The following is a 23153-nucleotide window of genomic DNA, read 5'->3' as shown; positions in this document are numbered from 1 at the left end:
TCGCGGCGGGGGCCGTATCCTGCGAAGTGGATCTGAGCCAGCAGCAGGAGGGGGATCCATGACCGGCCCGGGGTGGGATCCGTTCGCCGAGGCCGAGCGCCAGGCCGCGCTGGGCAGAGAGACGATGCTCACCACCCCTGACGGCGCCTGGTGGGCCCTGCGCCCAGGTCAGCCCTGGTTGTGGTGGCGGGGCAGCGGCCAGTGGCAGCCCCTCGCGCCGCCCGCCGACCCCGCGTTCCGCGCCTCGGCCCGCCCCGCGCAGCCGCAGCAACCGGTGCAGCCCCAACAGCCCGTGCAGCAGCAGCCCGTGTCGCAACCCACACCTGTGATCCCGGCCGGGCAGGCCGTGGTGGAGGCGCTGGCCGACGGCCGCCGCTTCGTGGCCACCAGCGAACCCGTCTCGGCCTTCCTCCAGCGGGCCTCGCGGGTGATCTCCTGGGCGGACGGGGTGCGGCACTCCGGCAGCGGCAACGGCCAGGCCAACCCGCTGGTGCTGCTGATCGGCCCGCAGCACACCGGGCAGAACCGGCTGGCCAAGGGGCTGCACGACGCCCTGCTGCCGAGCAAGGTGCTCTCCAACGACACGCACTGGTCCGAGACCGCGACCGAGGTCATGGCCGACGCCAAGCAGAACGACCGCACGGTGGACGCGCAGATGCGGGTGAACGTGCGCGAGGCGGACGACTGCCAGCCCATGGTCTACCTGATCGAGGACATGGACTCGCTGGTCGGCGACGTGTCCAGCGCGGGTGCCCTGTTCGACCTGTTCGTGGAGGTCGCGCACAACCAGACCAAGTGCTGGGTGCTCGCCCTGGCCGGGACCGAGGCGTTCTACCAGGCGCTGAGCAAGGCCGCGCCCGCCGTGGTGCAGCGCGCGCTGGTGTACCGCCTGCCCGACCTGACCCGGCCCGCCGCGGTGGAGGCCCTGGTGGACGTGCTGGCCGCCGAGCGGCGGGCCACCGTCAGCCCGCAGGCCCGGTTCGGACTGGTCGACCTGGTGCTCAAGGGCAGGGCGCACCGCTCCACCGCGGGGGCACGGCGGGTCGAGGCGCTGGTCGAGACGGCCTGCCAGGGCGCCATCATGCGCGGCGGTGCCCCGCACGCCCTGTACGTGGACATGCCGGACCTGGCCGCGCTGCACCAGGCCGCCGCGGCGGACGCGGGCCGCAAGTCCCCGGCCCAGCTGCTGGCCGAACTGGACGCGATGGTCGGCCTGGACTCGGTCAAGCAGCAGGTGCGCAACCTGGTCGCCGAGCTGGAGGTGGACTCCCGGCGCAAGGCCGCGGGGCTGCCGATCCCGCAGCGCAGCAGGCACCTGTTGTTCACCGGCAACCCCGGTACGGCCAAGACCACGGTGGCCCGGCTGCTCGCGGAGATCTACCGGGAGCTGGGCGTGCTGGAGGGCGGGCAACTCGTCGAGTGCGGTCGCGCCGACCTGGTGGGGGAGTACATCGGCGAGACCTCCACCAAGACCCGCAAACTGGTGCAACAGGCGCACGGAGGGGTGCTGTTCGTGGACGAGGCGTACAACCTCGTGCAGGAGCAGAGCGAGGGCGACTTCGGCCAGGAGGCGGTGGCCGAGGTCCTGGTGCAGATGGAGAACCACCGGGACGACCTGATCGTGATCATGGCGGGCTACCCGAGGGAGATGAGCACCTTCCTGGACTCCAACCCCGGCCTGCGCTCGCGGTTCCAGACCAGGATCGAGTTCCCGGACTACAGCAACGAGGAACTGGCCCGCATCTTCGCGCTGATGGCCAAGTCCCAGGGCTACACGCTCGCGCCGGAGCTGGTCGCCGCGCTGCCCAGGCGCATCTCGCGGATCAGCCGGGGCAAGGGTTTCGCCAACGGCCGCTCGGCCCGCCAGCTGCTGGAGGCCAGCATCGGCCGCCAGTCCGCCCGGCTGGCCGCCACGCCCAACTCCAGCCCGGCCCAGCTGAACACGCTGCTCGCCGAGGACCTGCCCGCGCCCGCCGACACCGGTGTGCGCATGGGCGAGGGTGGCCGCCAGCGCGAACTGCCCGAGCTGCTGGCCGAACTGGACGCCATGATCGGCCTGGAGCCGGTCAAGCGCCGGGTGCGGGCGATGGTCGCCGAGATGGACGTGGACCGCAAGCGCCGCGAGTCCGGGCTCAAGCTGTCCGCGCGCAGCAGGCACCTGGTGTTCACGGGCAATCCCGGTACGGCCAAGACCACCGTGGCCCGGCTGATCGGCGAGATCTACCGGGAACTGGGTGTGGTCACCTCCGGGCACGTGGTCGAGGTGCAGCGTTCGGACCTGGTCGCCGGGTATCTCGGGCAGACCCCGATCAAGACCAGGAAGGTCTGCGAGGACGCGCTGGGCGGCATCCTGTTCATCGACGAGGCGTACAACCTCGTGCAGGACTACAGCGAGAGCGCCGACTTCGGCACCGAGGCGGTCGCGGAACTGCTGGTGCAGATGGAGAACCACCGCGAGGACCTGGTCGTCATCGTGGCGGGCTACCCGAAGTTGATGGACGAGTTCATGGAGGCCAATCCCGGCCTGCGGTCCCGGTTCGCGAACCGGGTGGAGTTCCCGGACTACTCCAACGAGGAGCTGTCCCGGATCTTCCAGGTGATCGCCAAGTCCCAGGGCTACACCCTGGACCAGGAGCTGGTTTCCCAACTGCCGCACCGGGTTCGGCTCATCCCACGGGGCCGGGGTTTTGCCAACGGGCGTTCGGCGCGGCAGCTGCTGGAAGGCACGATCTCGCGCCAGTCCGAGCGGCTCGCCACGCTCGCGGACGTGAACGCGGCCCAGTTGAGCCAACTCCTCGTCGCCGACCTGCCCGAGCCGGAGGACATCGGCGTGGGGCAAGGGGATGGTGGCAAGCGCAAGGACCTGCCGACCCTGCTTGCCGAGTTGGACGGCATGATCGGTCTGGCGCCGGTCAAGCAGCGGGTGCGGGCGATGGCCGCCGAGATGGAGGTGGACTCGCAGCGCCGGTCGGCGGGCATGAAGGTGCCCGAACGCACCAGGCACCTGGTGTTCACGGGCAATCCCGGTACGGCCAAGACGACGGTGGCCCGGTTGATCGCGCAGATCTACCGTGAGCTGGGTGTGCTGTCCTCCGGCCATTTGGTCGAGTCCAGCCGCACGGACTTCGTCGGCCAGTACGCGGGTTCGACCGCGCCGAAGACCCGCGAACTGCTGGACCGCGCGTACGGTGGGGTGCTGTTCATCGATGAGGCGTACAACCTCGTGCAGGGGCCTGAGGACAGTTCCGGCCAGGAGGCCGTCACGGAACTGTTGGTGCAGATGGAGAACCGGCGCGACGACCTGCTCGTGATCGTCGCCGGGTACCCGAAGTTGATGGACGAGTTCATGGAGGCCAACCCCGGCCTGCGCTCCCGGTTCGCCAACCGCGTCGAGTTCCCGGACTACAGCAACGATGAGCTGTCCCGGATCTTCCAGATCATGGCCACCGGTCAGGGCTACACCCTGGATCAGGAGCTGGTTTCCCAACTGGCACACCGGGTTCGGCTGATCCCACGGGGCCGGGGTTTCGCCAACGGGCGTTCGGCCAGGCAGCTGCTGGAGGCCACGATCAACCTCCAGTCGCAGCGGCTGGCGGGCACGCCGGACCTGGATCCGGCCGCGCTCAACGAGTTGGTGGCCGCCGACCTGCCCGCGCCGGAGGAAAGCGGTGTGGCGCAAGGGGATGGTGGCAAGCGCAAGGACCTGCCGACCCTGCTGGCGGAGCTGGACGGCATGATCGGCCTGGAGCCGGTCAAGCAGCGGGTGCGGGCGATGACCGCGGAGATGGAGATCGACGCCCAACGCCGTGCCGCCGGGATGCGGATCCCGGAGCGCAGCAGGCACCTCGTCTTCACCGGAAATCCAGGCACCGCGAAGACAACCGTGGCCCGGTTGATCGCGCAGATCTACCAGGAGCTGGGTGTGCTGTCCTCCGGCCACCTGGTCGAGACCGGGCGCACCGATTTCATCGGCCAGTACGCGGGTTCGACCGCGCCGAAGACCCGCGAACTGGTCGACCGGGCCTTCGGTGGGGTGCTGTTCATCGATGAGGCGTACAACCTCGTGCAGGGGTCTGAGGACAGTTCCGGCCAGGAGGCCGTCACGGAACTGTTGGTGCAGATGGAGAACCGGCGCGGGGACCTGCTGGTCATCGTGGCGGGCTACCCGAAGTTGATGGACGAGTTCATGGAGGCGAACCCGGGTCTGCGCTCGCGGTTCGCGAACCGGGTGGAGTTTCCGGACTACTCCAACGATGAGCTGTCCCGGATCTTCCAGGTCATGGCCACCGGTCAGGGCTACTCGCTGGCGCCCGACCTGCTCGCCGAGCTGCCCAACCGGGTCACCCGCATCCCACGGGGCCGGGGTTTCGCCAACGGGCGTTCGGCGCGGCAGTTGCTGGAGGCCACGATCAACGTGCAGTCGCAGCGGTTGGCGGGTACGCCGGACCTGGATCCGGCCGCGCTCAACGAGTTGGTGGCCGCCGACCTGCCCTCGCCGCAGGACAGCGGGGTCGCGCAGGGCGACGGGGGCAAGGCCCGTGGACTGGCCGAGCTACTCGCCGAGCTGGAGGCGATGGTCGGTCTGGAGCCGGTCAAGGAGCAGGTCCGCACGCTGGTGGCCGAGACGCGGGTGGACGCGCGCCGCCGCAGCGCCGGGCTGAAGGTCTCCGCGCGCAGCAGGCACCTGGTCTTCACGGGCAATCCCGGTACGGCCAAGACGACGGTGGCCCGGCTGATCGCGCAGATCTACCGGGAACTGGGCGTGCTGTCCTCCGGCCACCTGGTCGAGACCGGGCGGCCAGACCTGGTGGGGGAGTACATCGGGCAGACCGCGCCGAAGACCCGGGCAGTTGCCGAGCAGGCGCTCGGCGGGGTGCTGTTCATCGACGAGGCGTACAACCTGGTGCAGGAGTACGGCAACGACTTCGGCGCCGAGGCGGTGGCGGAGTTGTTGGTGCAGATGGAGAACCACCGCGATGACCTGATGGTGATCGCGGCGGGCTACCCGGCGGACATGGACCGCTTCCTGGACGCCAACTCGGGTCTGCGGTCCCGGTTCGGGGCCACCGTGCACTTCCCGGACTACTCCGACGAGGAGCTGTCCCGGATCTTCCAGGTGATGGCCACCGGCCAGGGCTACCTGCTCGCCGAGGACCTGGTGGCCGCGCTGCCCGCCGCCGTCGCCGCGATCGACCGGGGCACCGGCTTCGCCAACGGGCGCTCCGCACGCGGTCTGCTGGAGCGCGCCATCGCCCGCCAGGCCGTGCGGCTGGCCGGTCCCGAGGTGGACCTGGACGCACTGCCCGATGAGGAGTTGCAGACCCTGCACGCCTCCGACCTGCCGTGATGGCGCTATAGCGCGCCGCGGCCCCGTTCCGTTACGGGTGGAACGGGGCCTGGGTCCGAATTCGGCCGAACAGTTCACGACGATCGGCGCCGACTAGTCCTACTGTCCGATTGCGACGGTCGTGTCCGAAGGGTGTGCTTCCTTCCATCCTCCCCAGGAAGGGATCCCCATCGTGACCGATCGTCACCCGAACCCGCGCCGCAGATCCGGCGCCGTGCTCCTGGCAGCGATGCTGGGAGTCGGCACCCTGGGTCTGGCCGCGCCCGCCGCGGCGGCCGTTGAGCCGCCCTCGGCCACCGCCAAGGCCCCCAAGCAGTTGGACAAGCACGACCGCGAGCTGGTCGCCGAGGCCGAGCGCGCGGGCAAGCCGAACGTGACCCTGCTGGTGGCCGCCGAGAAGGGCCGCTCCGACTCCGCCGCCGCGCAACTGCGCTCGCTGGGCGGGGTCGTCGAGTCGACGGCCAAGGACGTGGACTACCTCAAGGTGTCCGTGCCCAGGGACAAGGCCGAGCAGGCCGCCAAGCTGGACGCCGTCAAGGTCGTGGACGTGGACGGGCTGGTCCAGCTGGACAACCCGCGCCCAGAGGGCTCCTCGGCCCCGGCGCCGCAGAAGGCCCCGGACAAGACCACGCCCAGGGTCAACCCGTACATGCCCACCGGGGACACCGGTGCCGCCCAGTTCAGCGAGGCCAACCCGCGCTACGACGGCCGCGGCACCACGGTGGCGATCCTGGACTCCGGCATCGACCTGGACACGCCCTCGCTGGCCAAGACCAGCACCGGGGAGAACAAGATCGTCGACTGGTACGACGCCAACGCCACCAACTCCGGTGACGGGCTCTGGGTGCCGATGTCGAAGTCGCGCTACACCGGCAAGTTCACCGCCAGTGGCAGGGAGTGGACCGCTCCGGCCAAGGGCGGCCCGTACAGCTTCGGCCTGCTCTCCGAGACCGCCCAGGACCTCGGCCAGGCCAGCAGCGAGGTCGGCGGCGACCTCAACCGCGACGGTGACCGCACCGACTCCTTCGGCGTGCTCCAGGACGTCACCACCAAGGAGGTGCGGGTCGACACCAACGGGGACGGGGACTTCACCAACGACGCCCCGATGATCGACTTCAAGGTGAAGCGGGACGTCGGTCACTTCGGCACCGACAACCCGGCCACCCCGGTGCACGAGCAGGTCGCCTTCGTCGTGCAGACCGACAAGTCCGTCTACGACAACGGGGGCACGGCCTACGTCAACATCGGCGTGGCCGGTGCCGCGCACGGCACCCACGTGTCCGGCATCGTCGCGGGCAACTCGCTGTTCGGAGGCGGCCTGTCCGGTGCCGCGCCCGGCGCGAAGCTGATGGCGGTCAAGGTCTGCCTGACCTCCTCCTCGTGCACCGCCAGCGGCCTGATCGACGGCCTGCTCTACGCGGCCCGCAACGGGGCCGACGCGATCAACATCTCCATCGGCGGCCTGCCCGCCCTCAACGACGGCAACAACACCCGCGCCGAGCTCTACAACCGCGTGATCGCCGAGTACAACGTGCCGGTGTTCATCTCCGCGGGCAACAGCGGCGCGGGCGCCAACACCGTCGGCGACCCCTCGGTGGCCACCGACGCGATCAGCGTGGGCTCCTCCATCACCAAGCAGACCTGGCTGAGCAACTACGGCTCCGAGTCGGCCGCCAAGCAGGCCCTGCACCCGTTCTCCTCGCGCGGCCCGCGTGAGGACGGCGGCTTCAAGCCGGACATCATCGCCCCCGGCTCGGCCATCTCCACCATCCCGCCGTGGCAGCCCGGTGGTCCCGTGGCGGGCACCTACGAGCTGGCCCCCGGCTTCGCCATGTTCAACGGCACCTCGATGGCCTCCCCGCAGGCCACCGGCGCCGCCGCACTGCTGATCAGCGGCTACAAGGCCACGCACAACGGCCAGCGGCCCAACGTCGCCGCCCTGCGCAACGCGATCAAGTCCACGGCGGACTTCATCCCGTCCCTGGGCGCCTACGAGCAGGGCGCGGGTCTGTTCAACGTGCGCAAGGCCTTCCGCGCGCTGCAGGACGGCCCGAACCCGGAGACGGTCACCGCCTCCGTGCCGGTCAACACCGTGCTGTCCGGGCTGCTGGCCACCCCGGGCGTCGGCACCGGCATCCACGACCGTGAGGGCGTCACCGTGGGCAAGGCGTACACCAGGACGTACACCCTGACCCGCAAGACCGGTGCGGACAAGCCGGTGCGCTACGAGATCGACTGGGTCGGCAACGACGGCACCTTCGACTCCGACGGCCACGTCATGCTGCCGCTGAACAAGCCGACCACGTTCACCGTGCAGGTCAGGCCGCGCACCGCGGGCGCGCACTCGGCGCTGATGCTGATCGACAACCCGGACACCGAGGGCATCGACCTGGAGACGATGAACGCCGTGTTCGCCGCCCAGGACTTCACCGCGGCCAACGGCTACTCGGTCAGCAGCAAGGGCGAGGTCGCCCGCAACCAGACCAGGAGCCTGTTCGTGCGGGTGCCCGCGGGCGCCAGCGCGCTGAAGGTCGACCTGGTCGGCGGCGGTGACCCCGGCAAGGGCCAGCTGCGCTTCATCCGCAACGACCCGACCGGTGTGCCGCTGGACTCCAACACGTCCACCAACTGCTACAACCCCGACGCGGGCGCCGGATGTGCCGGTGGCACGCCGACCAGCCGCACGGTGGTCAACCCGCAGCCGGGCGTGTGGGAGATCGTGGTGGAGGCGCGGCGCACCTCCGACGTGGCCTCGGCCCCGTACACGCTGACCGCCTCCGTGCTGGGCACCAGCGTCAGCCCCAACCCGGACACCATCGCCTCGGCCCCGCTGGGTCAGCCGGTGAACCGCGGCTACACCGTCGCCAACACCCTCGGCGGCTTCTCCGGCCGACTGGTCGGCGGCCCGCTGGGCAGCGCCAAGTCCGCGCGGCCCAGCATCGCCGCCGGGGCCTCGCAGACCTTCGACCTGACCGTGCCCGCCGGGGCCAGCTCGCTCACGGCCAAGATCGGCAACCCGGCCGACACCGGTGCCGACCTGGACCTGACCGTGCTGAACTGCACCAGCGGCACCTGCGTTGCGGTCGGCCAGAGCGCCGGGTCCACCGCCGAGGAGCAGGTGACGATCGCCAACCCGGCGGCCGGGCTGTGGCGGGTGCAGGTCGACGGCTACGCCGTGCCGACCGGCAGCACCGCCTACGACTACCTCGACACCTACGTGTCCAGCGCCCTGGGCAAGGTCGAGGTCACCGACGCCAACGCGAACCGGCTCTCGGGCAGCTCGTGGACGGTGCCCGGGGTGGTCACGGCCAACGCCAACCCCGGCGAGGGCCGCGTGCTGCGCGGTGAACTGACCGTGCTGACCGCCGACGACTCGGCCGTCGGCCGGGGCACCGTCGTGGTGCAGTCCGTCAGCTGATCAACCCCGAAACGGGACTCGCGGGCGTCCGGCCCGCGAGTCCCGCTCCGGTGCGGGCGGGTCCCGTTCTGTGGTGCGTGAGTCCCGCCCACCGGGGCGCGAGTCCCGTCGTGGTGCGCGCGAGTCCCGGCCAGGGATCCGTGAGTCCCGCTCCGGTCCGCCCCGCGCCATGTCATGAAGGTGCCGTTCACGACGTCCAACGTCGTGAACGGCACCTTCATGACATCTCCCTCAGGGCGTGGGGTCGGCGTTGCCCAGCTCCTCGTCCACGTCCAGCTTCTGCACGCCCGCCATGGCCGCCACCTGCGGCACCACGTCCAGCGGCGCCGTCGCACGCACGTAGCTCACGCTCGCGTCCGCCGCGTGCACCGTCACGCCGAGCTTCGGCAGCGCGTCGGCCACCTCCTGGGTGTGCCCGGGCTCCGCGGCGATCAGCAGCACCACCGTCTTGCGCCCCTGCTGGCGGGCCTTGTCCACCAGCTCCTTGGCGTGGCCGGTCAGCTCGTGTGCTGCCGTGCCGGTGGTCGTCGACGGCCCCGTGGTCGTCCCGGTCGGCTGGGTCGTCTCGGTGGTCGTGGTCTGCGCGACCGGCCGGGCCGTCTCCCCGCCGCACCCGGTCAGCACCCCGGCCACGACCAGCCCGCACAGCACCGCCGCGGCCCTGCCTGTCACAACCCTGTCCATGGTGGTGAGACGTCCCTCGTAACCTGTTTGGTTGCATCTGGATGCTTGACGGGGGATTTCGCGATTTACTTGCAAGTGGAAGGCTGTAGCTGTCCTCAGGGAGGTGTCAGGTGCTACGAAGCTTCCGGGTGTCGAACCACAGATCAATCCGGCGCGAGCAGGAGTTGGTTCTGCTACCCGCCTACCATGACGAGGAACCAGCGGTCACAGTCGCAGCGGTCTACGGTGCGAACGCGTCGGGCAAGTCGAACCTGCTGGACGCGCTGCGGTTCATGGCGCTCGCGGTGCGCGACTCGTTCGGTCGTTGGGCGCCGGACGGCGGCGTGCCGCGCAAGCCGTTCAAGCTTGATCCGGCCGCCGCTGACGAGCCATCCCTGTTCGTGGTCGAGTTGCTGACCGAGGGAGTCCGCTACACCTACGGCTTCGCCGTCGATGACGATCGGGTGCTGGAGGAGTGGCTGTACAGCTACCCGGAGAAGCGCAAACGGATCTTGTTCGAGCGTGAGAACGACGAGATCAAGGTCGGCACCACGGTGCCGGAGTTGGCGACGAGGCTGGAGCTGTTGCGTGGGCTCATGCGCCCCAACGCGCTGTTTCTCAGCCTGGCTGCGCAGTCCAACATTGATCAGTTGATGCCGGTTTACCGTTGTTTCGCTGATGCGTTGGGATTCCGAACTCGTCCGTCGTCGTACGACCTTCGAAGGGTGGTGGACTTCCTGCGGTCGTCGCCCGCGGGAAGTGCTCGATTTATTGAGCTGGTTCGTGTCGCTGACGTGGGAATCTCCGATGTTCTGGTTGAGGATGATTCTGGGCTGAGGCAAGAGATGGCTGAGCTGGAAACTATCAGGGCTCGCATGAAGAGTGAAAGAGAAAATCTGCTTTCGCAGCTTGCCGATAAAGGAATTGGGCGACAGGGAAGAGGGAAATCTCGGCTCGAGGCCCTGGAGACTGAGCTTCTTCATGTGACCCGTCGACTTCGGCTTGCCGCGGACCGTGCACGAGACTGTCCGGCGCAAATCAGGTTCATGCACAACAGTGGCGGCGAGCTGTTCGATTTCGATGACGAGTCCGACGGCACGCGGTCCTGGCTGCGCCTGCTACCGGTGGTCCTCACCGCGCTGGACACGGCTCGAACCCTGGTTGTGGATGAGATCGACACCAGCCTGCACCCAAAGCTGACCGCCCAGCTCGTGCGGCTGTTCCGCGATCCGGAGACAAATCCCCGGCGCGCGCAGCTGATCTTCAGCACGCACGACACCTCACTGCTGGGCACCATGCTCGGTGAGGAGGTGCTCGCCAGGGATCAGGTCTGGTTCATGGAAAAGGGCCAGAACGGGGCCAGTAACCTGTTCCCGCTCACCGACTTCCATCCGCGCAAGGGTGAGAACACCGAACGGCGTTATCTCGGCGGCAGCTACGGGGCCGTTCCGGTGCTGTCCGACCGGGAATTCGCGGATGCCGTGCTGGGGCGCAATGTCGCGTCGTGAGAACTCGTCTGCCAGAAGGGCGCCGTTCCGCGAACCTGCCAGTCGAATACTGATTGTCTGCGGCGCGGTGGGCACGGAACCGGCCTACTTCGATGGCCTCAAGCAGGCGCGGCGCAATCCGGCCGTCAAAGTGAAGGTGCTCGGCAAGGGGGTTGCTCCGGACCAGTTGGTGCGCTACACGTGCAAGGTCGGCGATGGCTACGACGAGATCTGGTGTGTCGTCGACACTGACGAGTACGATATCCCCGCCGCGGTGCGGGCCGCGCGAGGTACCCGTGTCCAGCTCTCCGTGTCCGACCCGTGCTTCGAGTACTGGTTGATCTTGCACTTCCAGGACTGCCACCGGCCCGCCCGCTGCTACGACGAGGTCCTGCCGATCTTGCGCAGGCACGTTCCCGGTTACGACAAGACCCGGCTCACCTTCGCGCAGTTCGACGCTGGCGTGGAGCGGGCGATCGAGCGGGCGCGGGCTCGCGATGGCGGTGGCAACCCCGCCACGGGAGTGTGGAAACTGGCCCTCAACGTGCTCCCGGACTGAACCTGTCGGTCCGGCGGATATCCTGAGGTACGTGTCTTCCCCCGCAACGTCCCGCCGTGTCGCCCTGCTCACCCTCGGTTGCGCCCGCAACGAGGTCGACTCGGAGGAGATGGCCGGCCGCCTGACCGCCGACGGCTGGCAGCTGGTCGACGCCGACCAGGGCGAGGCCGACGTGGTGCTGGTCAACACCTGTGGCTTCGTGGAGTCGGCGAAGAAGGACTCGGTGGACACCCTGCTGGCCGCCGCCGACACCGGGGCGAAGGTGGTGGCGGTGGGCTGCCTGGCCGAGCGCTACGGCGCCGAGCTGGCGGAGAGCCTGCCGGAGGCCGACGCGGTGCTGGGCTTCGACCACTACGCCGCGCTGGGCGAGCGGCTGGACGACGTGCTGGCCGGTCGCGCCCCGCAGTCGCACACCCCGGTGGACCGGCGCACGCTGCTGCCGATCACCCCGGTGCACCGCCCGGCCGCCGCCCAGGAGGTGGCGCTGCCCGGCCACGGCACGGCCTGGGGCCCGCAGGTGCTGCGCACCCGGCTGGACAACGCCCCGGTGGCCCCGCTCAAGATCGCCTCCGGCTGCGACCGGCGCTGCTCGTTCTGCGCGATCCCGTCCTTCCGCGGCTCCTTCGTCTCGCGCAAGCCGGAGGAGGTGCTGGCCGAGGCCGCGTGGCTGGCCACCCAGGGCGTGCGTGAGCTGTTCCTGGTCAGCGAGAACTCCACCTCGTACGGCAAGGACCTCGGCGACGTGCGCGCGCTGGAGAAGCTGGTGCCGCAGCTGGCCCAGGTGCCGGGCATCGACCGGGTGCGGGTGTCCTACCTACAGCCCGCGGAGACCCGGCCGGGCCTGGTCAGGGCGATCGCGACCACGCCGGGTGTCGCCGACTACTTCGACCTGTCCTTCCAGCACTCCAGCGAGGCCGTGCTGCGCAGGATGCGCCGGTTCGGCTCCACCGACTCCTTCCTGGCGCTGATCGCCCAGATCCGCGAGCTCAGTCCCGAGGCGGGGGTGCGCACCAACGTCATCGTGGGCTTCCCCGGCGAGACCGAGCAGGACCTGGCCGAGCTGGAGCGCTTCCTCACCGAGGGCCGCCTGGACGCGGTCGGCGTGTTCGGCTACTCCGACGAGGACGGCACCGAGGCGCTGGGCCTGGACGGCAAGCTGGACGCCGAGGAGATCGCGGCGCGGGTGGCCAGGGTCTCCGCGCTGGTCGAGCAGCTCACCGCGCAGCGCGCCGAGGACCGGATCGGCACCGAGGTCACCGTGCTGATCGAGAGCGCCGAGGACGAGGACTTCGACTGCACCGGCCGCGCGGCCCACCAGGCGCCCGAGGTGGACGGCGAGTGCGTGGTGCTGGCGGCCGAGGGCCTGGCCGTCGGCGACCTGGTGCGCTGCGAGGTCACCGACAGCGAGGGCGTGGACCTGGTGGTCCGCCCGATCGAGGTGCTGCCCAGGAGCCTCCCGCAATGAGCGAGCGCGCGAGCGAGTCATCAGGCACAGGGCCCGCGCGAAGCGCTGCGCCGAGCGCCAGCGAGGCGCGGCGATGAGTACCGCGGCCAGCGCGGGGGACACAGGCCCGCCCGAGGAGGACCGGACGCCACCGTTGCGGCCGGTGCCCGAGCCGACCCCGGTGCCGGTGCTCAACATCGCCAACGCGCTGACCGTGAGCCGCCTGGTGATCGTGCCGTTCTTCCTGCTGGCCCTGTTCGCGGGCGGTGGCACCGACCTGTTCTGGCGGTTCGTGGCCTTCGCCCTGTTCGCGCTGGCCTCGATCACCGACCGCATCGACGGGGACCTGGCCCGGCGGCACGGGCTGGTCACCGACTTCGGCAAGATCGCCGACCCGATCGCGGACAAGGCGCTGACCGGGGCCGCCCTGGTCGGCCTGTCCATGCTGGGCGAGCTGGGCTGGTGGGTCACGATCGTGATCGCGGCCCGCGAGATCGCTGTCACACTGCTGCGCTTCTGGGTGATCCGGCACGGGGTCATCCCGGCCAGTCGCGGCGGCAAGGCCAAGACCCTGCTGCAGATCCTGGCCATCGGCTTCTATCTGCTGCCGCTGCCGCCCCAGCTGTACTTCATCCGCTGGGTGACGATGGGCGCCGCGTTGCTGCTCACCGTGGTCACCGGCGTGGACTACGCGGTGCGGGCGATCCGGCTGCGGGCTCGCGGCCGACGTGCCGTCGCGGGCTCGCCGTGACCTCGCTCACCGCCCGGCTGGTGGCCGAGTTGCGGGCGCGGCACCAGACGGTGGCCACGGCCGAGTCGCTGACGGCGGGCCTGCTCAGCGCCGAGCTGGCCGCGGTGCCGGGGGCCAGCGCCGTGCTGCGCGGTGGGCTGGTCGTGTACGCCACGGAGCTGAAGGCCACGCTCGCCGGGGTGGACCCGGGCCTGCTCGCCGCGCACGGGGCGGTGCACCCGCAGGTGGCCGTCCAACTGGCGATCGGGGCGCGGGACCGCTGCGGTGCGACCTGGGGCCTGGGCCTGACCGGGGTCGCCGGGCCCGATCCGCAGGACGGGGTGTCCCCCGGAACGGTCTACTTGGGACTGGCCGGGCCAGGTGTCGCCGAGGTGACCGAACTGGGGCTGACCGGTGACCGGCAGGCCGTGCGAGCAGCCAGTGTGCGAGCCGCGCTTGAATCGTTGCTCAACGCTGTCACCAGCGGTGATCTTCACTCCGGCGTGCCGTGATGCGCCCGCAGGAGACCTGGTCGATCATTGACGGTGACCGGGTGAACGGGAACAAGCCTGGTGATTCACTCGTTCGCCTTGGGCGTACGAGGCGTGAACTCGATGCCAGTCCGGGGGCTGGCTGGGTAACGTGGTCGGTACGGGCCCGGCCGGAAGGAGGCGCGCGATGACCGTGCTGCTGCGCGAGGCGATCGGCGATCGGCTTCGTCACACCCGCACCACCCAACACCGCACGCTGCGTGAGGTCTCCCGCGCCGCACGGGTCAGCCTGGGCTATCTGTCCGAGGTGGAACGCGGGCGCAAGGAGGCATCCAGCGAGCTGCTGGCCGCCATCTGCGAGGCGCTGGAGCTGCCACTCGCGGACCTGCTGCACACCGTGGCCTCCGACATGAGCGCGGTGGACGCCGTCACCAGGGACAAGACCGGCGTGGACGCCGAGGCCCGAGGGGTCGAGGGCGGACGCCTGCTCCCGGGCCTGGTGGGCGACCAGCTCAGCGACATCCGGCTGCAACCGGTGCTCACCACCAGGCTGTCCAGTTCCATCGCGCCGCCGCACGGCGAGGTGGTCGTCGCGGCCTGAGGCCGCCCGGAGAACTGCGAGTGAGACCCCGGACACGATCGGTATCCGATCGGATCCGGGGTTCTCCTGTAGCGGGGTCGGGGTGTCCCTGACATTCGTGGGGTTCGGTGGAACGGCGCGCGGCCACCTGACACGATGGAACCCGCACCGGTACCGGCTCGTTTCCTGGGCGCGGCGTTCTCGTGAGTGCGGGAGTGCGGTAGTCCGGAGTAGGCAGAAGGCAGGCGGAGGAGATGGCCAACCCTTTCGTGAAGGCTTGGAAGTACCTGATGGCGGCGTTCTCCGCCAAGATTGACGAGAACGCGGACCCGAAGGTGCAGATCCAACAGGCCATCGAAGAGGCCCAGCGGCAGCACCAGGCACTGTCCCAGCAGGCGGCGGCCGTCATCGGCAACCAGCGCCAGCTGGAGATGAAGCTCAACCGGCAGCTCGGCGAGGTGGAGAAGCTGCAGGCATCGGCCCGTCAGGCGCTGGTGCTGGCCGACGAGTCCCGCGCCAAGGGGGACGAGGCCAAGGCAGCGCAGTACGAGCAGGCCGCGCAGTCCTTCGCCACCCAGCTGGTGACCGCCGAGCAGAACATCGAGGACCTCAAGACCCTGCACGACCAGGCCCTGCAGGCAGCTGCCCAGGCCAAGCAGGCCGTCGAGCGCAACTCGATGATGCTGCAGCAGAAGCTGGCCGAGCGCACCAAGCTGCTCAGCCAGCTGGAGCAGGCCAAGATGCAGGAGCAGGTGTCCAAGTCGCTCAACCAGATGAGTGAGCTGGCCGCCCCCGGCAACACTCCCTCCCTGGAGGAGGTCCGGGACAAGATCGAGAAGCGGTACACCACGGCGCTGGGTTCGGCCGAGCTGGCCTCCAACTCGGTGCAGGGCCGCATGATGGAGGTGCAGGCCTCCACCACGGAGCTGGCGGGCAGCAGCCGGCTGGAGCAGATCCGCGCCTCGATGCGCGGTGGCTCGGTGGCCGGGGAGGTCACCAGCGGGTCCGCGGCGGCGACGCCCGCGGTCACCCCGGCGAGCATCCAGCAGGAGATCGCCCAGCGCGTTCAGCAGGAGAAGCAGTCCTGATCCGGCTCTGACCGGCGACGGGGGTGGTCATGGGTTCGCGCAAGCGGCAGCTGACCGAGCTGATCCAGTTCGGACAGGCGGTCAGTGAGCAGGTGCGCGGGCCGGTGGCCGACACCATCCGCGCCAAGGTGGCCAACTGGCGCGACCCGCGCGCCAGGCTGCTGCGCAAGCGGCGGCGCGCGGGCCGGGTCACGGCCGTCTGGGGCGGCATGACCGCCATCGGCGGCGGGCTGGTCATCGGCCAGGCCGCGGACCTGTCGGGGCCCGGTGGCATCGCCGCCATCTGCGCCACCGCCCTGTTCGGTTGGTTCGCCACCAGCTCGGGGGTTAAGACGATCAAGCTGTACCGCACCCCGCTGCCCGAACCGCCCGTGCCGCTGGCCTCGCTGCCGCCGAACGGGTCGGCGGCCAGGGAGCCGATGCGGGCCCTCGCCGAGGCCGAGGCCGGGCTGGCGGAGCTGTTGCGCCAGCTCGGCACGCCCTCGGCGGTCGGGGTCGCGCCGCTGCCCGCGGAGTCCGTCGCGCACGCCAGGGTCGCCGCCGCGGAGGCCGCCGCGGCCATCCGGGCGGTGGCCGAACAGCTCGTCGCGGTGGAGCGGGCCAGGGACATCGTGCCGATCGCCCAGCGCGCCGAGCTCAGTGCGGGCGTGCGCAAGCTGCGCGAGCAGGTGGACGAGGGCGTGGAGGGCTACCGCGCGCTGGTGGCCGCCGCGGGACAGGCCGTGCTGACCAGCAACACGGCGACGGCTCCCAACCAGGCACTGCTCGAGGCCAGCGACCACCTGACCGGGCTTGCCTCCGCGCTGCGTGAGCTCTCCTGACCCGGTGTGACATCACTCCAGGTAGCAGCACTGCCCCGATCCGGCGGGATACCCGAAAAATCTTCAGGCAGAAGTGTGATTATCGAACTGTGATGTAGCGGTATCGGCTACCCCGCGTGGCAGGATCTCCTTGCTGAGTCGGCTACCCGCGGGGAGGGTTGCACGTGGCGTTGTGGACCGTGCACGGCGACGGGCGCCGTGTGACGGACGGGGAGGTGGTCGGCCCCCAGGAGCGGCTGAGCTGGCCGCTCACCGTCGGGTTCGGCCTCCAGCACATCGCGGCCATGTTCGGCGCCACCGTGCTGGTACCGGCCTACACCGGCTTCCCGGTCACCAGCACGCTGCTGTTCTCCGGACTCGGCACCCTGCTGTTCCTGTTCCTGACGCGCAACCGCGTGCCCAGCTACCTGGGATCCTCCTTCGCGTTCGTGGCCCCGCTGGCCGCCGCGCGGGAGAACGGCACCGCCGCGCAGCTGGGCGGGGTGCTGGCCGCCGGGCTGATGCTCGTCGTGGTCGGTGTGGCGGTCAAGGCCCTGGGCGTGCGGCTGCTGGAGTCGCTGATGCCGCCCGCGGTCACCGGCGCGGTGGTCATGCTGATCGGGCTGAACCTGGCCCCGTCCGCGGTCAGGTCCGTGACCCCGCAGCCCGGGATCGCCGCGGTCACCGTGGGCGTGGTGCTGGTGTGCGGGGTGCTGGGCAGGGGGCTGCTGTCCCGGGCCTCGGTGCTGGTGGGCGTGATCGCGGGCTGGCTGGTCGCGGCCTGCACGGTCGGGCTGGAGAAGGCCCGGCTGGACGCGGTCGCCGAGGCGGACTGGATCGGGCTGCCCCAACTGCTGTCCCCCGAGCTGCGGCCCTCGGTGGTGCTGACCGTGCTGCCGGTGGTCATCGTGCTGGTCGCGGAGAACGTGGGCCACGTGAAGGCCGTCGCGGCGGTCACCGGCCGCAACCTGGACGGCAGCGTGGGCGACGCGCTGATCGCCAACGGACTGGCCACGGTGCTGGCCGGGTCGGGCGGCGGATCGGGCACCACCACGTACGCGGAGAACATCGGTGTCATGACGGCCACCAAGGTCTATTCCACGGCCGCCTATGTCGTTGCCGCGTGCGGCGCGGTTCTGCTGTCCTTTTCGCCCAAATTCGGCGCGCTGCTCAGTACGATGCCCGCCGGAGTGATGGGCGGGGCGAGCCTGCTGTTGTACGGATTGATCGTCCTGGTCGGGGTGCGCATCTGGACCACCAACGGGGTGGACCTGCTCAACCCGGTCAACCTGATGGTGGGCGGGGCCGCGCTGATCGCCGGGGCCGGGGACCTCAGCCTGCGGTTCGGCGAGGTGGAGCTGGGTGGCATCGCCTGGGGATCGATGTTCGTGGTGCTCGTGCACCCACTGCTGCGGGCCATGTACGCAGCGCGCAGGAACTGAGTCGACAAATCGGTCATAGGTGATTCCGTTAGCCGTGACCAATGGGTGTTAATAAATTCGCATCGCACTGAAAATTTACTTGTTTGCCCCGGGTGAGGTGCGAGTTAGCCTCATTCCCAGGTGCGGGAGCCCGTGTTCGTTAGGGGCTCAGAACTGCAGAAGGGGCGTTTTCGTGCGAAGAACTCCAGCGTTCCTGCTCGCGGTGGCGATGGCCGGGGCGGGCGTGACCAGCCTCGCGACCTCGGCCAGCGCGGCGGGCATGTCGGCCATTCCGGACTCGCAGCCGGTGTGGGCCAAGCCGAACGCGAAGGTGGCCGAGGTCAGCGGCTCGGACCGGCTGACCTTCCGGGTGTACCTCAAGGCCAAGGACCAGGCCGGTCTGGAGGCCGCAGCGACCGCGGTGTCCGACCCGTCCAGCCCGTCCTACCGCAGGTTCCTGTCCACCGACGAGGTGCGGACCCGGTTCGCGCCCAGCGCGGGCACGGTCGAGGCGGTGCGCACCTGGCTGAGCTCCAGCGGGTTCGGCATCGGCGAGATCCCCTCGAACAACCAGTACGTCGAGGCGACCGGCTCGGCCGCCCAGGTGCAGCACGCCTTCGGCGTGAACCTGGGCCTGTACAAGGTCAAGGACCGCACGCTGCGCTCCGCCGACCGCCCGCTGTCGGTGCCCGCGGCACTGGCCGGCGCGGTGTCCGGCGTGGTCAACGTGGACCAGGCCCTCTCGCTGGTCAAGCCCTCGCACGTGGGCGCCAACGGGGACGCCAACGCCGACACGGTGGCGCAGACCAAGACCGCGGGGCCGGGCGTCGCCCCGCCGCCTGCGGGCTTCGTCAACGCGCAGCCCTGCTCTGACTACTTCGGGCAGAAGGTGGACACCACCGACCCGGCCTACGGCGGCAAGCAGCTGCCCTACGCGGTCTGCGGCTACACCCCGCAGCAGCTGCGCGCGGCCAGCGACCTGGACAACATCGGCAAGGTCGGCCTGGACGGGCGCGGGGTCACCGTGGCCATCGTGGACGCCTTCGCCTCGCCCACCCTGTACGCCGACGCCGCCGAGTACGCCAAGCGGCACGACCCGGCGCACCCGCTGACCCAGGGCCAGTACTCGCAGATCGTCTTCCCGCCCACCCCGGGCACCGAGGACCCCAGCCAGTGCGACGCCTCCGGCTGGTACGGCGAGCAGAGCCTGGACGTGGAGGCCGTGCACGCCATGGCCCCCGGCGCCAAGATCCTCTACGTGGGCGGCGCGGACTGCACCGACCTGGGCCTGGACAAGGCCCTGAACACGATCGTCGCGGGCAACAAGGCACAGATCGTGTCCAACTCCTACGGCGACACCGGTGAGGACATCCCCGCCGACGAGGTCAACGCCTTCCAGTCGATCGCCATCCAGGCGGCGGCCGAGGGCATCGGCGTGTACTTCTCCTCGGGCGACAACGGGGACGAGAGCCACCGGCTGCCCAAGCCCTCGGCCGACTTCTCCGCCTCCAGCCAGTGGGTCACCGCGGTCGGCGGCACCAGCCTGGGCATCGGCAAGGACGGCAGCAAGGTGCTGGAGACCGGCTGGTCCACCGGCAAGTCCACGCTGACCAACGGCGCGTGGGGCCCCGCGGCCCCCGGCACCTGGCTGTACGGCGCGGGCGGCGGCACCAGCGTGCTGTTCCCGGAGCCCGCGTACCAGAAGGGCGTCGTGCCCGAGGCGCTGGCCAAGCAGAACCAGACCGGCGACAAGCGCGGTCGGGTGGTGCCGGACATCTCGATGGACGCCGACCCCACCACCGGCATGCTGATCGGCCTGACCCAGACCTACCCCGACGGGGTGCACTACGGCGAGTACCGCATCGGCGGCACCAGCCTCGCCTCCCCGCTGATGGCCGGTCTGATGGCCGTGGCCGACCAGTTCGGCGGCCGCCACGGGTTCATCAACCCGTGGATGTACAAGGCCCTCTCGCACACCCCGGCGATCAGCGACGTCAAGCCGGTCACCGGTGCCGGTGAGGTGCGCGTGGACTACGTCAACGGCTTCAACGACGCCGACGGCTACGTCCGGACGGTCCGGTCCTTCAACAACCCCGACCAGACCATCCAGACCACCCGCGGCTACGACAACGTGACCGGCCTCGGCACGCCCAACGGGCTGCTGTTCCTCGGCCTGATCTGAGTCGACCCGAGACAGGCGCCGCCTGGCACCGCGAACCGGTGCCAGGCGGCTGCTGCACTCCCGCGAGTCCCGCCCTGGGGCGTACGAGTCCCGTCGCCAGGGCGGGACTCGCGTGCCTGCGAGCGGGACTCGCGGTCAGGCCAGGCTGCGGGTGATCCTGCGGACCAGGCCGGGGCCCTCGTAGATGAAACCGGTGTAGAGCTGCACCAGGCTGGCGCCCGCGTCGAACATGCGCGCGGCGTCCTCGGCGCCGAAGATGCCGCCCACGCCGATGATCGGCAGGCGGCCACCGGTCTCGGCGTGCACGAAGGCCACGACCTCACGGGCCCGCGCCGCCAGCGGGCGACCGCTCAGGCCCCCCGCCTCGGCCGCCTTGGCGGAGTCGGCCGCGGCCAGACCCTCCCGGCCCAGCGTGGTGTTCGTGGCGATGACCCCGGCCACCTCGTGCTCCCCGCAGACCTCCAGCAGCTCGGCGATCGCGCTGTCGGTCAGGTCGGGGGCGATCTTCACCAGCAGCGGCTTGACCGCGCCCAGCGAGCGGTTCTCCTCCTGCAGGCCCGCCAGCAGCTCGGTCAGCGCGGCCCGGTCCTGCAGGCTGCGCAGGCCGGGGGTGTTCGGCGAGCTGATGTTGACCGCGAAGTAGTCCCCGTGCCGGTGCAGGGCGCGCAGCGAGTGCCGGTAGTCCTGCACCGCCTGCTCCACCGGGGTGATCTTCGACTTGCCCAGGCTGATGCCCAGCGGCACGGGCAGTCCGCCGAGCCGGTCCAGCCGGTCGGCCAGCGCCTGCGCCCCCTCGTTGTTGAAGCCCATCCGGTTGACGATCGCCTCGCTGTCGGGCAGCCGGAACAGCCTGGGCCGGTCGTTGCCGGGCTGGGCGTGCCGGGTGACCGTGCCGACCTCGACGTAGCCGAAGCCCAGCGCGGGCCAGGCGGGCAGCGCCACCCCGTTCTTGTCCATGCCCGCGGCCAGCCCCACCGGGTTCGGGAAGCGCACGCCGAACACCGTGCGCGGGGCCTGCACCGCGTAGCGGGCCCGCAGCGCGGCCAGTGCCGGTGGCAGCGAGCTCACCCTGCGCAGTGCCCCGAGCGTGCGCTCGTGCGCCACCTCGGGGTCGCCCCCGCCGAACCGGAACAGCGTCGCGCGCACCACCTGCTTGTAGACCACGGCCCTATCGTGCCTCCTCACACCGGGGTGACGGCGCACACCCACCCCGTGCGTCCAGCCACCCGTGTGAAGGGCATAACGCCACCGGTCACGACTGGGTATCGTCGGTGATCGTGGACGGGGGGACGCACGCGGGTTGAGGCTGTCCCATGCCCAGGGCGAAAGGATCCACACCATGTCCTACGAGCACCTGTCGCCCAGGGCCTCGCATGTGTTCCTGATGCTGGCGTCCTACCCAGGGGCCGACTTCCCCGGTGCGCTGGCCAACGCCGTGCAGCCGGGCGGGGAGGCCGTGCTGGGCGAGTTGGTACGCGAGGGCCTGCTGCGCGCGGTGCCCGGCGGGCGGTACCGCTACTCCTCACTGGCCAGGGCGCACGCGTTGCAGCACGCCGAGGGCACCGCGCTGGAGCGGATCGTCGCCTGGTACCTGGACTACGCGGTGGCCGCGGACAAGGCGGTGTCGCGGTTCCGCTGGCGGCTGAGCCCGCGCTACGAACAGGTGGCGGCTTTCCCCGGCACCGACGTGGAGGCGCTGGACCTGCTGGAGGCCGATCGGGCCAGCTTCGTGTCACTGGTGCGGGCCGCGCACGAGTCCGGGATGGACGAACTGGTCGTGGGGCTCTGCGAGGCGTTGTGGGGGCTGCACTTCCACCGCAAGCACTACACGGACTGGAAGACCGTCAACGAGCTGGGTGTGGTGTCGGCCCAACGGCTGGGCGACCGCCGTGCCGAGGGGCGGATCCGCTGCCAGCTGGGGTTCCACCACCTCGAACTGGACGAGGTCGAGCGGGCCGTCGAGCAGTTCGACCTGGCTCTGCGGGCGGATCGGTCGGTGCAGCACCACCAGGGCATGGCGACCGACCTGGAGTCGCTGGCGTTGGCCCACTACGGGGTGGGCCGCTACCAGGACGCGCTGGACTGCCTGCTGGCGGCCGAGCCGCTGGCGGTGCGGGCGGGCCAGGAGCAGCAGATCGCGTTGCGCGGGCACCACTACTACCGGGTGCTGTCGGCGTTGGGCCGTGCGGAGGAGGCGCTCGCGGGGCTCACCGGGACCCTGCACGCGATGCGCGAGCGCGGGGACCGGTACAACGAGGGCAGGGTGCTGACCAGTCTGGGCGAGGCGCAGCTGCGCGTGGGGGCGAACCGGGCGGCGATCGAGGCGCTCACCCCGGCGCTGGCGATCATGCAGGAGCTGCGCAGGTTGTTCCAGGAGGCGGTGGTGCGCGAGGTGCTGTGCGCCGCGCTGCTGGCGGCCGGGGACCGCGGCGGCGCCGTGGCGCACGCCGAACACGCGCTGGCGATCTACCAGGTGCTGGACCACCCGCGCGCGAACTCCGCCGCGCAACGGCTGGAACGGCTCAACCAGCGCTGACCTGCTTTGTCCACAGTGGACTAGTGGAAGGTGATGCCGCCGGTGATGTCGCGGGCCTGGACCACCTTGCCGTGCACGGTGCCCGTGATCGAGTTGTTCACCCCGCCGGAGCTGGCGACCTGCGTGTTCTGCGCGAGGGTGATCTCGACCTTGGCGGTCTCCCAGAGCTCGCGCAGCTCACCGCCGAACTCGGGGTCGGACCGCTCGGCCTCGGCGAGCCGGTTGGCCAGCCGCTGCACGGCCTTCTCGTTGTCCGGGGACTCCAGCGCCGCCTCGAGCACGTCCTCCTCGGCGGTGCCCTTGCCGAACTTCGCCCGGACGCGCTTGACCAGCGCGGCCACCGCCGGCTTGACGGCCTCCTTGACCAGCGCACCTGCGATCGTGACGAGGATCGGGTCCATACCCCA

General features: G+C 70.5%; 16 protein-coding genes. 13 read left to right on the top strand and 3 right to left on the bottom strand.

Translation table 11 applies throughout. From position 1 onward, the window contains the following. Nucleotides 1-58 precede the first annotated feature (58 nt). Both KALB_RS44570 and KALB_RS35160 read left to right on the top strand, forming a co-directional pair. A complete protein-coding gene (locus KALB_RS44570) occupies nt 59-5347 on the top strand; it encodes an AAA family ATPase (RefSeq protein WP_025360365.1) in 5289 nt (1762 codons plus the stop codon). Nucleotides 5348-5576: 229 nt separating this feature from the next. After that, nucleotides 5577-8765, top strand: a complete 3189-nt coding sequence (locus KALB_RS35160; RefSeq protein ID WP_025360364.1) for a S8 family serine peptidase — start codon at nt 5577-5579, stop codon at nt 8763-8765. A gap of 231 nt (nt 8766-8996) precedes the next feature. Here KALB_RS35160 and KALB_RS35155 read toward each other — a convergent pair whose 3' ends face one another. Beyond that, nucleotides 8997-9437 (bottom strand): hypothetical protein, encoded by a 441-nt coding sequence (locus tag KALB_RS35155; RefSeq protein WP_025360363.1) that lies wholly within the window; start codon nt 9435-9437, stop codon nt 8997-8999. Between the two features lie 140 nt (nt 9438-9577). Here KALB_RS35155 and KALB_RS35150 point away from each other — a divergent pair, with 140 nt between their 5' ends. From KALB_RS35150 to KALB_RS35105, 10 genes are all read left to right on the top strand, one after another. Next, on the top strand, nt 9578-10936 hold the full coding sequence (locus KALB_RS35150) for an AAA family ATPase (RefSeq protein ID WP_051913436.1): 1359 nt from the start codon (nt 9578-9580) through the stop codon (nt 10934-10936). A gap of 46 nt (nt 10937-10982) precedes the next feature. Then, a complete protein-coding gene (locus KALB_RS35145; protein WP_420811841.1) occupies nt 10983-11474 on the top strand; it encodes an RloB family protein in 492 nt (163 codons plus the stop codon). Between the two features lie 31 nt (nt 11475-11505). After that, complete coding sequence (gene rimO / locus KALB_RS35140; protein WP_025360360.1) at nt 11506-12939, top strand: 30S ribosomal protein S12 methylthiotransferase RimO; 1434 nt, start codon at nt 11506-11508, stop codon at nt 12937-12939. 73 nt (nt 12940-13012) lie between these two features. After that, nucleotides 13013-13669: a CDP-diacylglycerol--glycerol-3-phosphate 3-phosphatidyltransferase gene (gene pgsA / locus KALB_RS35135; protein WP_025360359.1), complete on the top strand. Its 657-nt coding sequence runs from the start codon at nt 13013-13015 to the stop codon at nt 13667-13669. Beyond that, entirely contained in the window at nt 13666-14160 is a 495-nt protein-coding gene (locus KALB_RS35130) for a CinA family protein (protein ID WP_025360358.1), read from the top strand. The genes pgsA and KALB_RS35130 overlap by 4 nt, the downstream gene beginning before the upstream one ends. A 166-nt stretch (nt 14161-14326) precedes the next feature. After that, complete coding sequence (locus KALB_RS35125; protein WP_025360357.1) at nt 14327-14740, top strand: helix-turn-helix domain-containing protein; 414 nt, start codon at nt 14327-14329, stop codon at nt 14738-14740. Nucleotides 14741-14973: 233 nt separating this feature from the next. Next, nucleotides 14974-15807, top strand: coding sequence for a PspA/IM30 family protein (locus tag KALB_RS35120; RefSeq protein ID WP_025360356.1), 834 nt, complete (start codon nt 14974-14976; stop codon nt 15805-15807). Between the two features lie 29 nt (nt 15808-15836). Next, nucleotides 15837-16628, top strand: a complete 792-nt coding sequence (gene pspM / locus KALB_RS35115) for a phage shock envelope stress response protein PspM (protein WP_025360355.1) — start codon at nt 15837-15839, stop codon at nt 16626-16628. 164 nt (nt 16629-16792) lie between these two features. Beyond that, nucleotides 16793-18049, top strand: coding sequence for a uracil-xanthine permease family protein (locus KALB_RS35110; RefSeq protein ID WP_025360354.1), 1257 nt, complete (start codon nt 16793-16795; stop codon nt 18047-18049). Between the two features lie 172 nt (nt 18050-18221). Next, nucleotides 18222-20210 (top strand): S53 family peptidase, encoded by a 1989-nt coding sequence (locus KALB_RS35105; RefSeq protein ID WP_025360353.1) that lies wholly within the window; start codon nt 18222-18224, stop codon nt 20208-20210. 135 nt (nt 20211-20345) lie between these two features. On the opposite strand, the gene KALB_RS35100 is transcribed toward KALB_RS35105, so the two are convergent. Continuing rightward, on the bottom strand, nt 20346-21374 hold the full coding sequence (locus KALB_RS35100) for a quinone-dependent dihydroorotate dehydrogenase (RefSeq protein ID WP_025360352.1): 1029 nt from the start codon (nt 21372-21374) through the stop codon (nt 20346-20348). A gap of 175 nt (nt 21375-21549) precedes the next feature. On the opposite strand from KALB_RS35100, the gene KALB_RS35095 reads away from it, so the two are divergent. Further along, complete coding sequence (locus KALB_RS35095; protein WP_025360351.1) at nt 21550-22746, top strand: tetratricopeptide repeat protein; 1197 nt, start codon at nt 21550-21552, stop codon at nt 22744-22746. 20 nt (nt 22747-22766) lie between these two features. Here the strand turns inward: KALB_RS35095 and KALB_RS35090 are convergent, their stop codons facing one another. Then, complete coding sequence (locus tag KALB_RS35090; protein ID WP_025360350.1) at nt 22767-23147, bottom strand: hypothetical protein; 381 nt, start codon at nt 23145-23147, stop codon at nt 22767-22769. Nucleotides 23148-23153 lie beyond the last annotated feature (6 nt).

It is taken from the genome of Kutzneria viridogrisea DSM 43870 (genome assembly GCF_000525635.1).
GTDB lineage: Bacteria > Actinomycetota > Actinomycetes > Mycobacteriales > Pseudonocardiaceae > Kutzneria > Kutzneria viridogrisea.
Note: the sequence above shows the minus strand (reverse complement) of the source record. Positions and strands in the feature narration are given on the sequence as shown.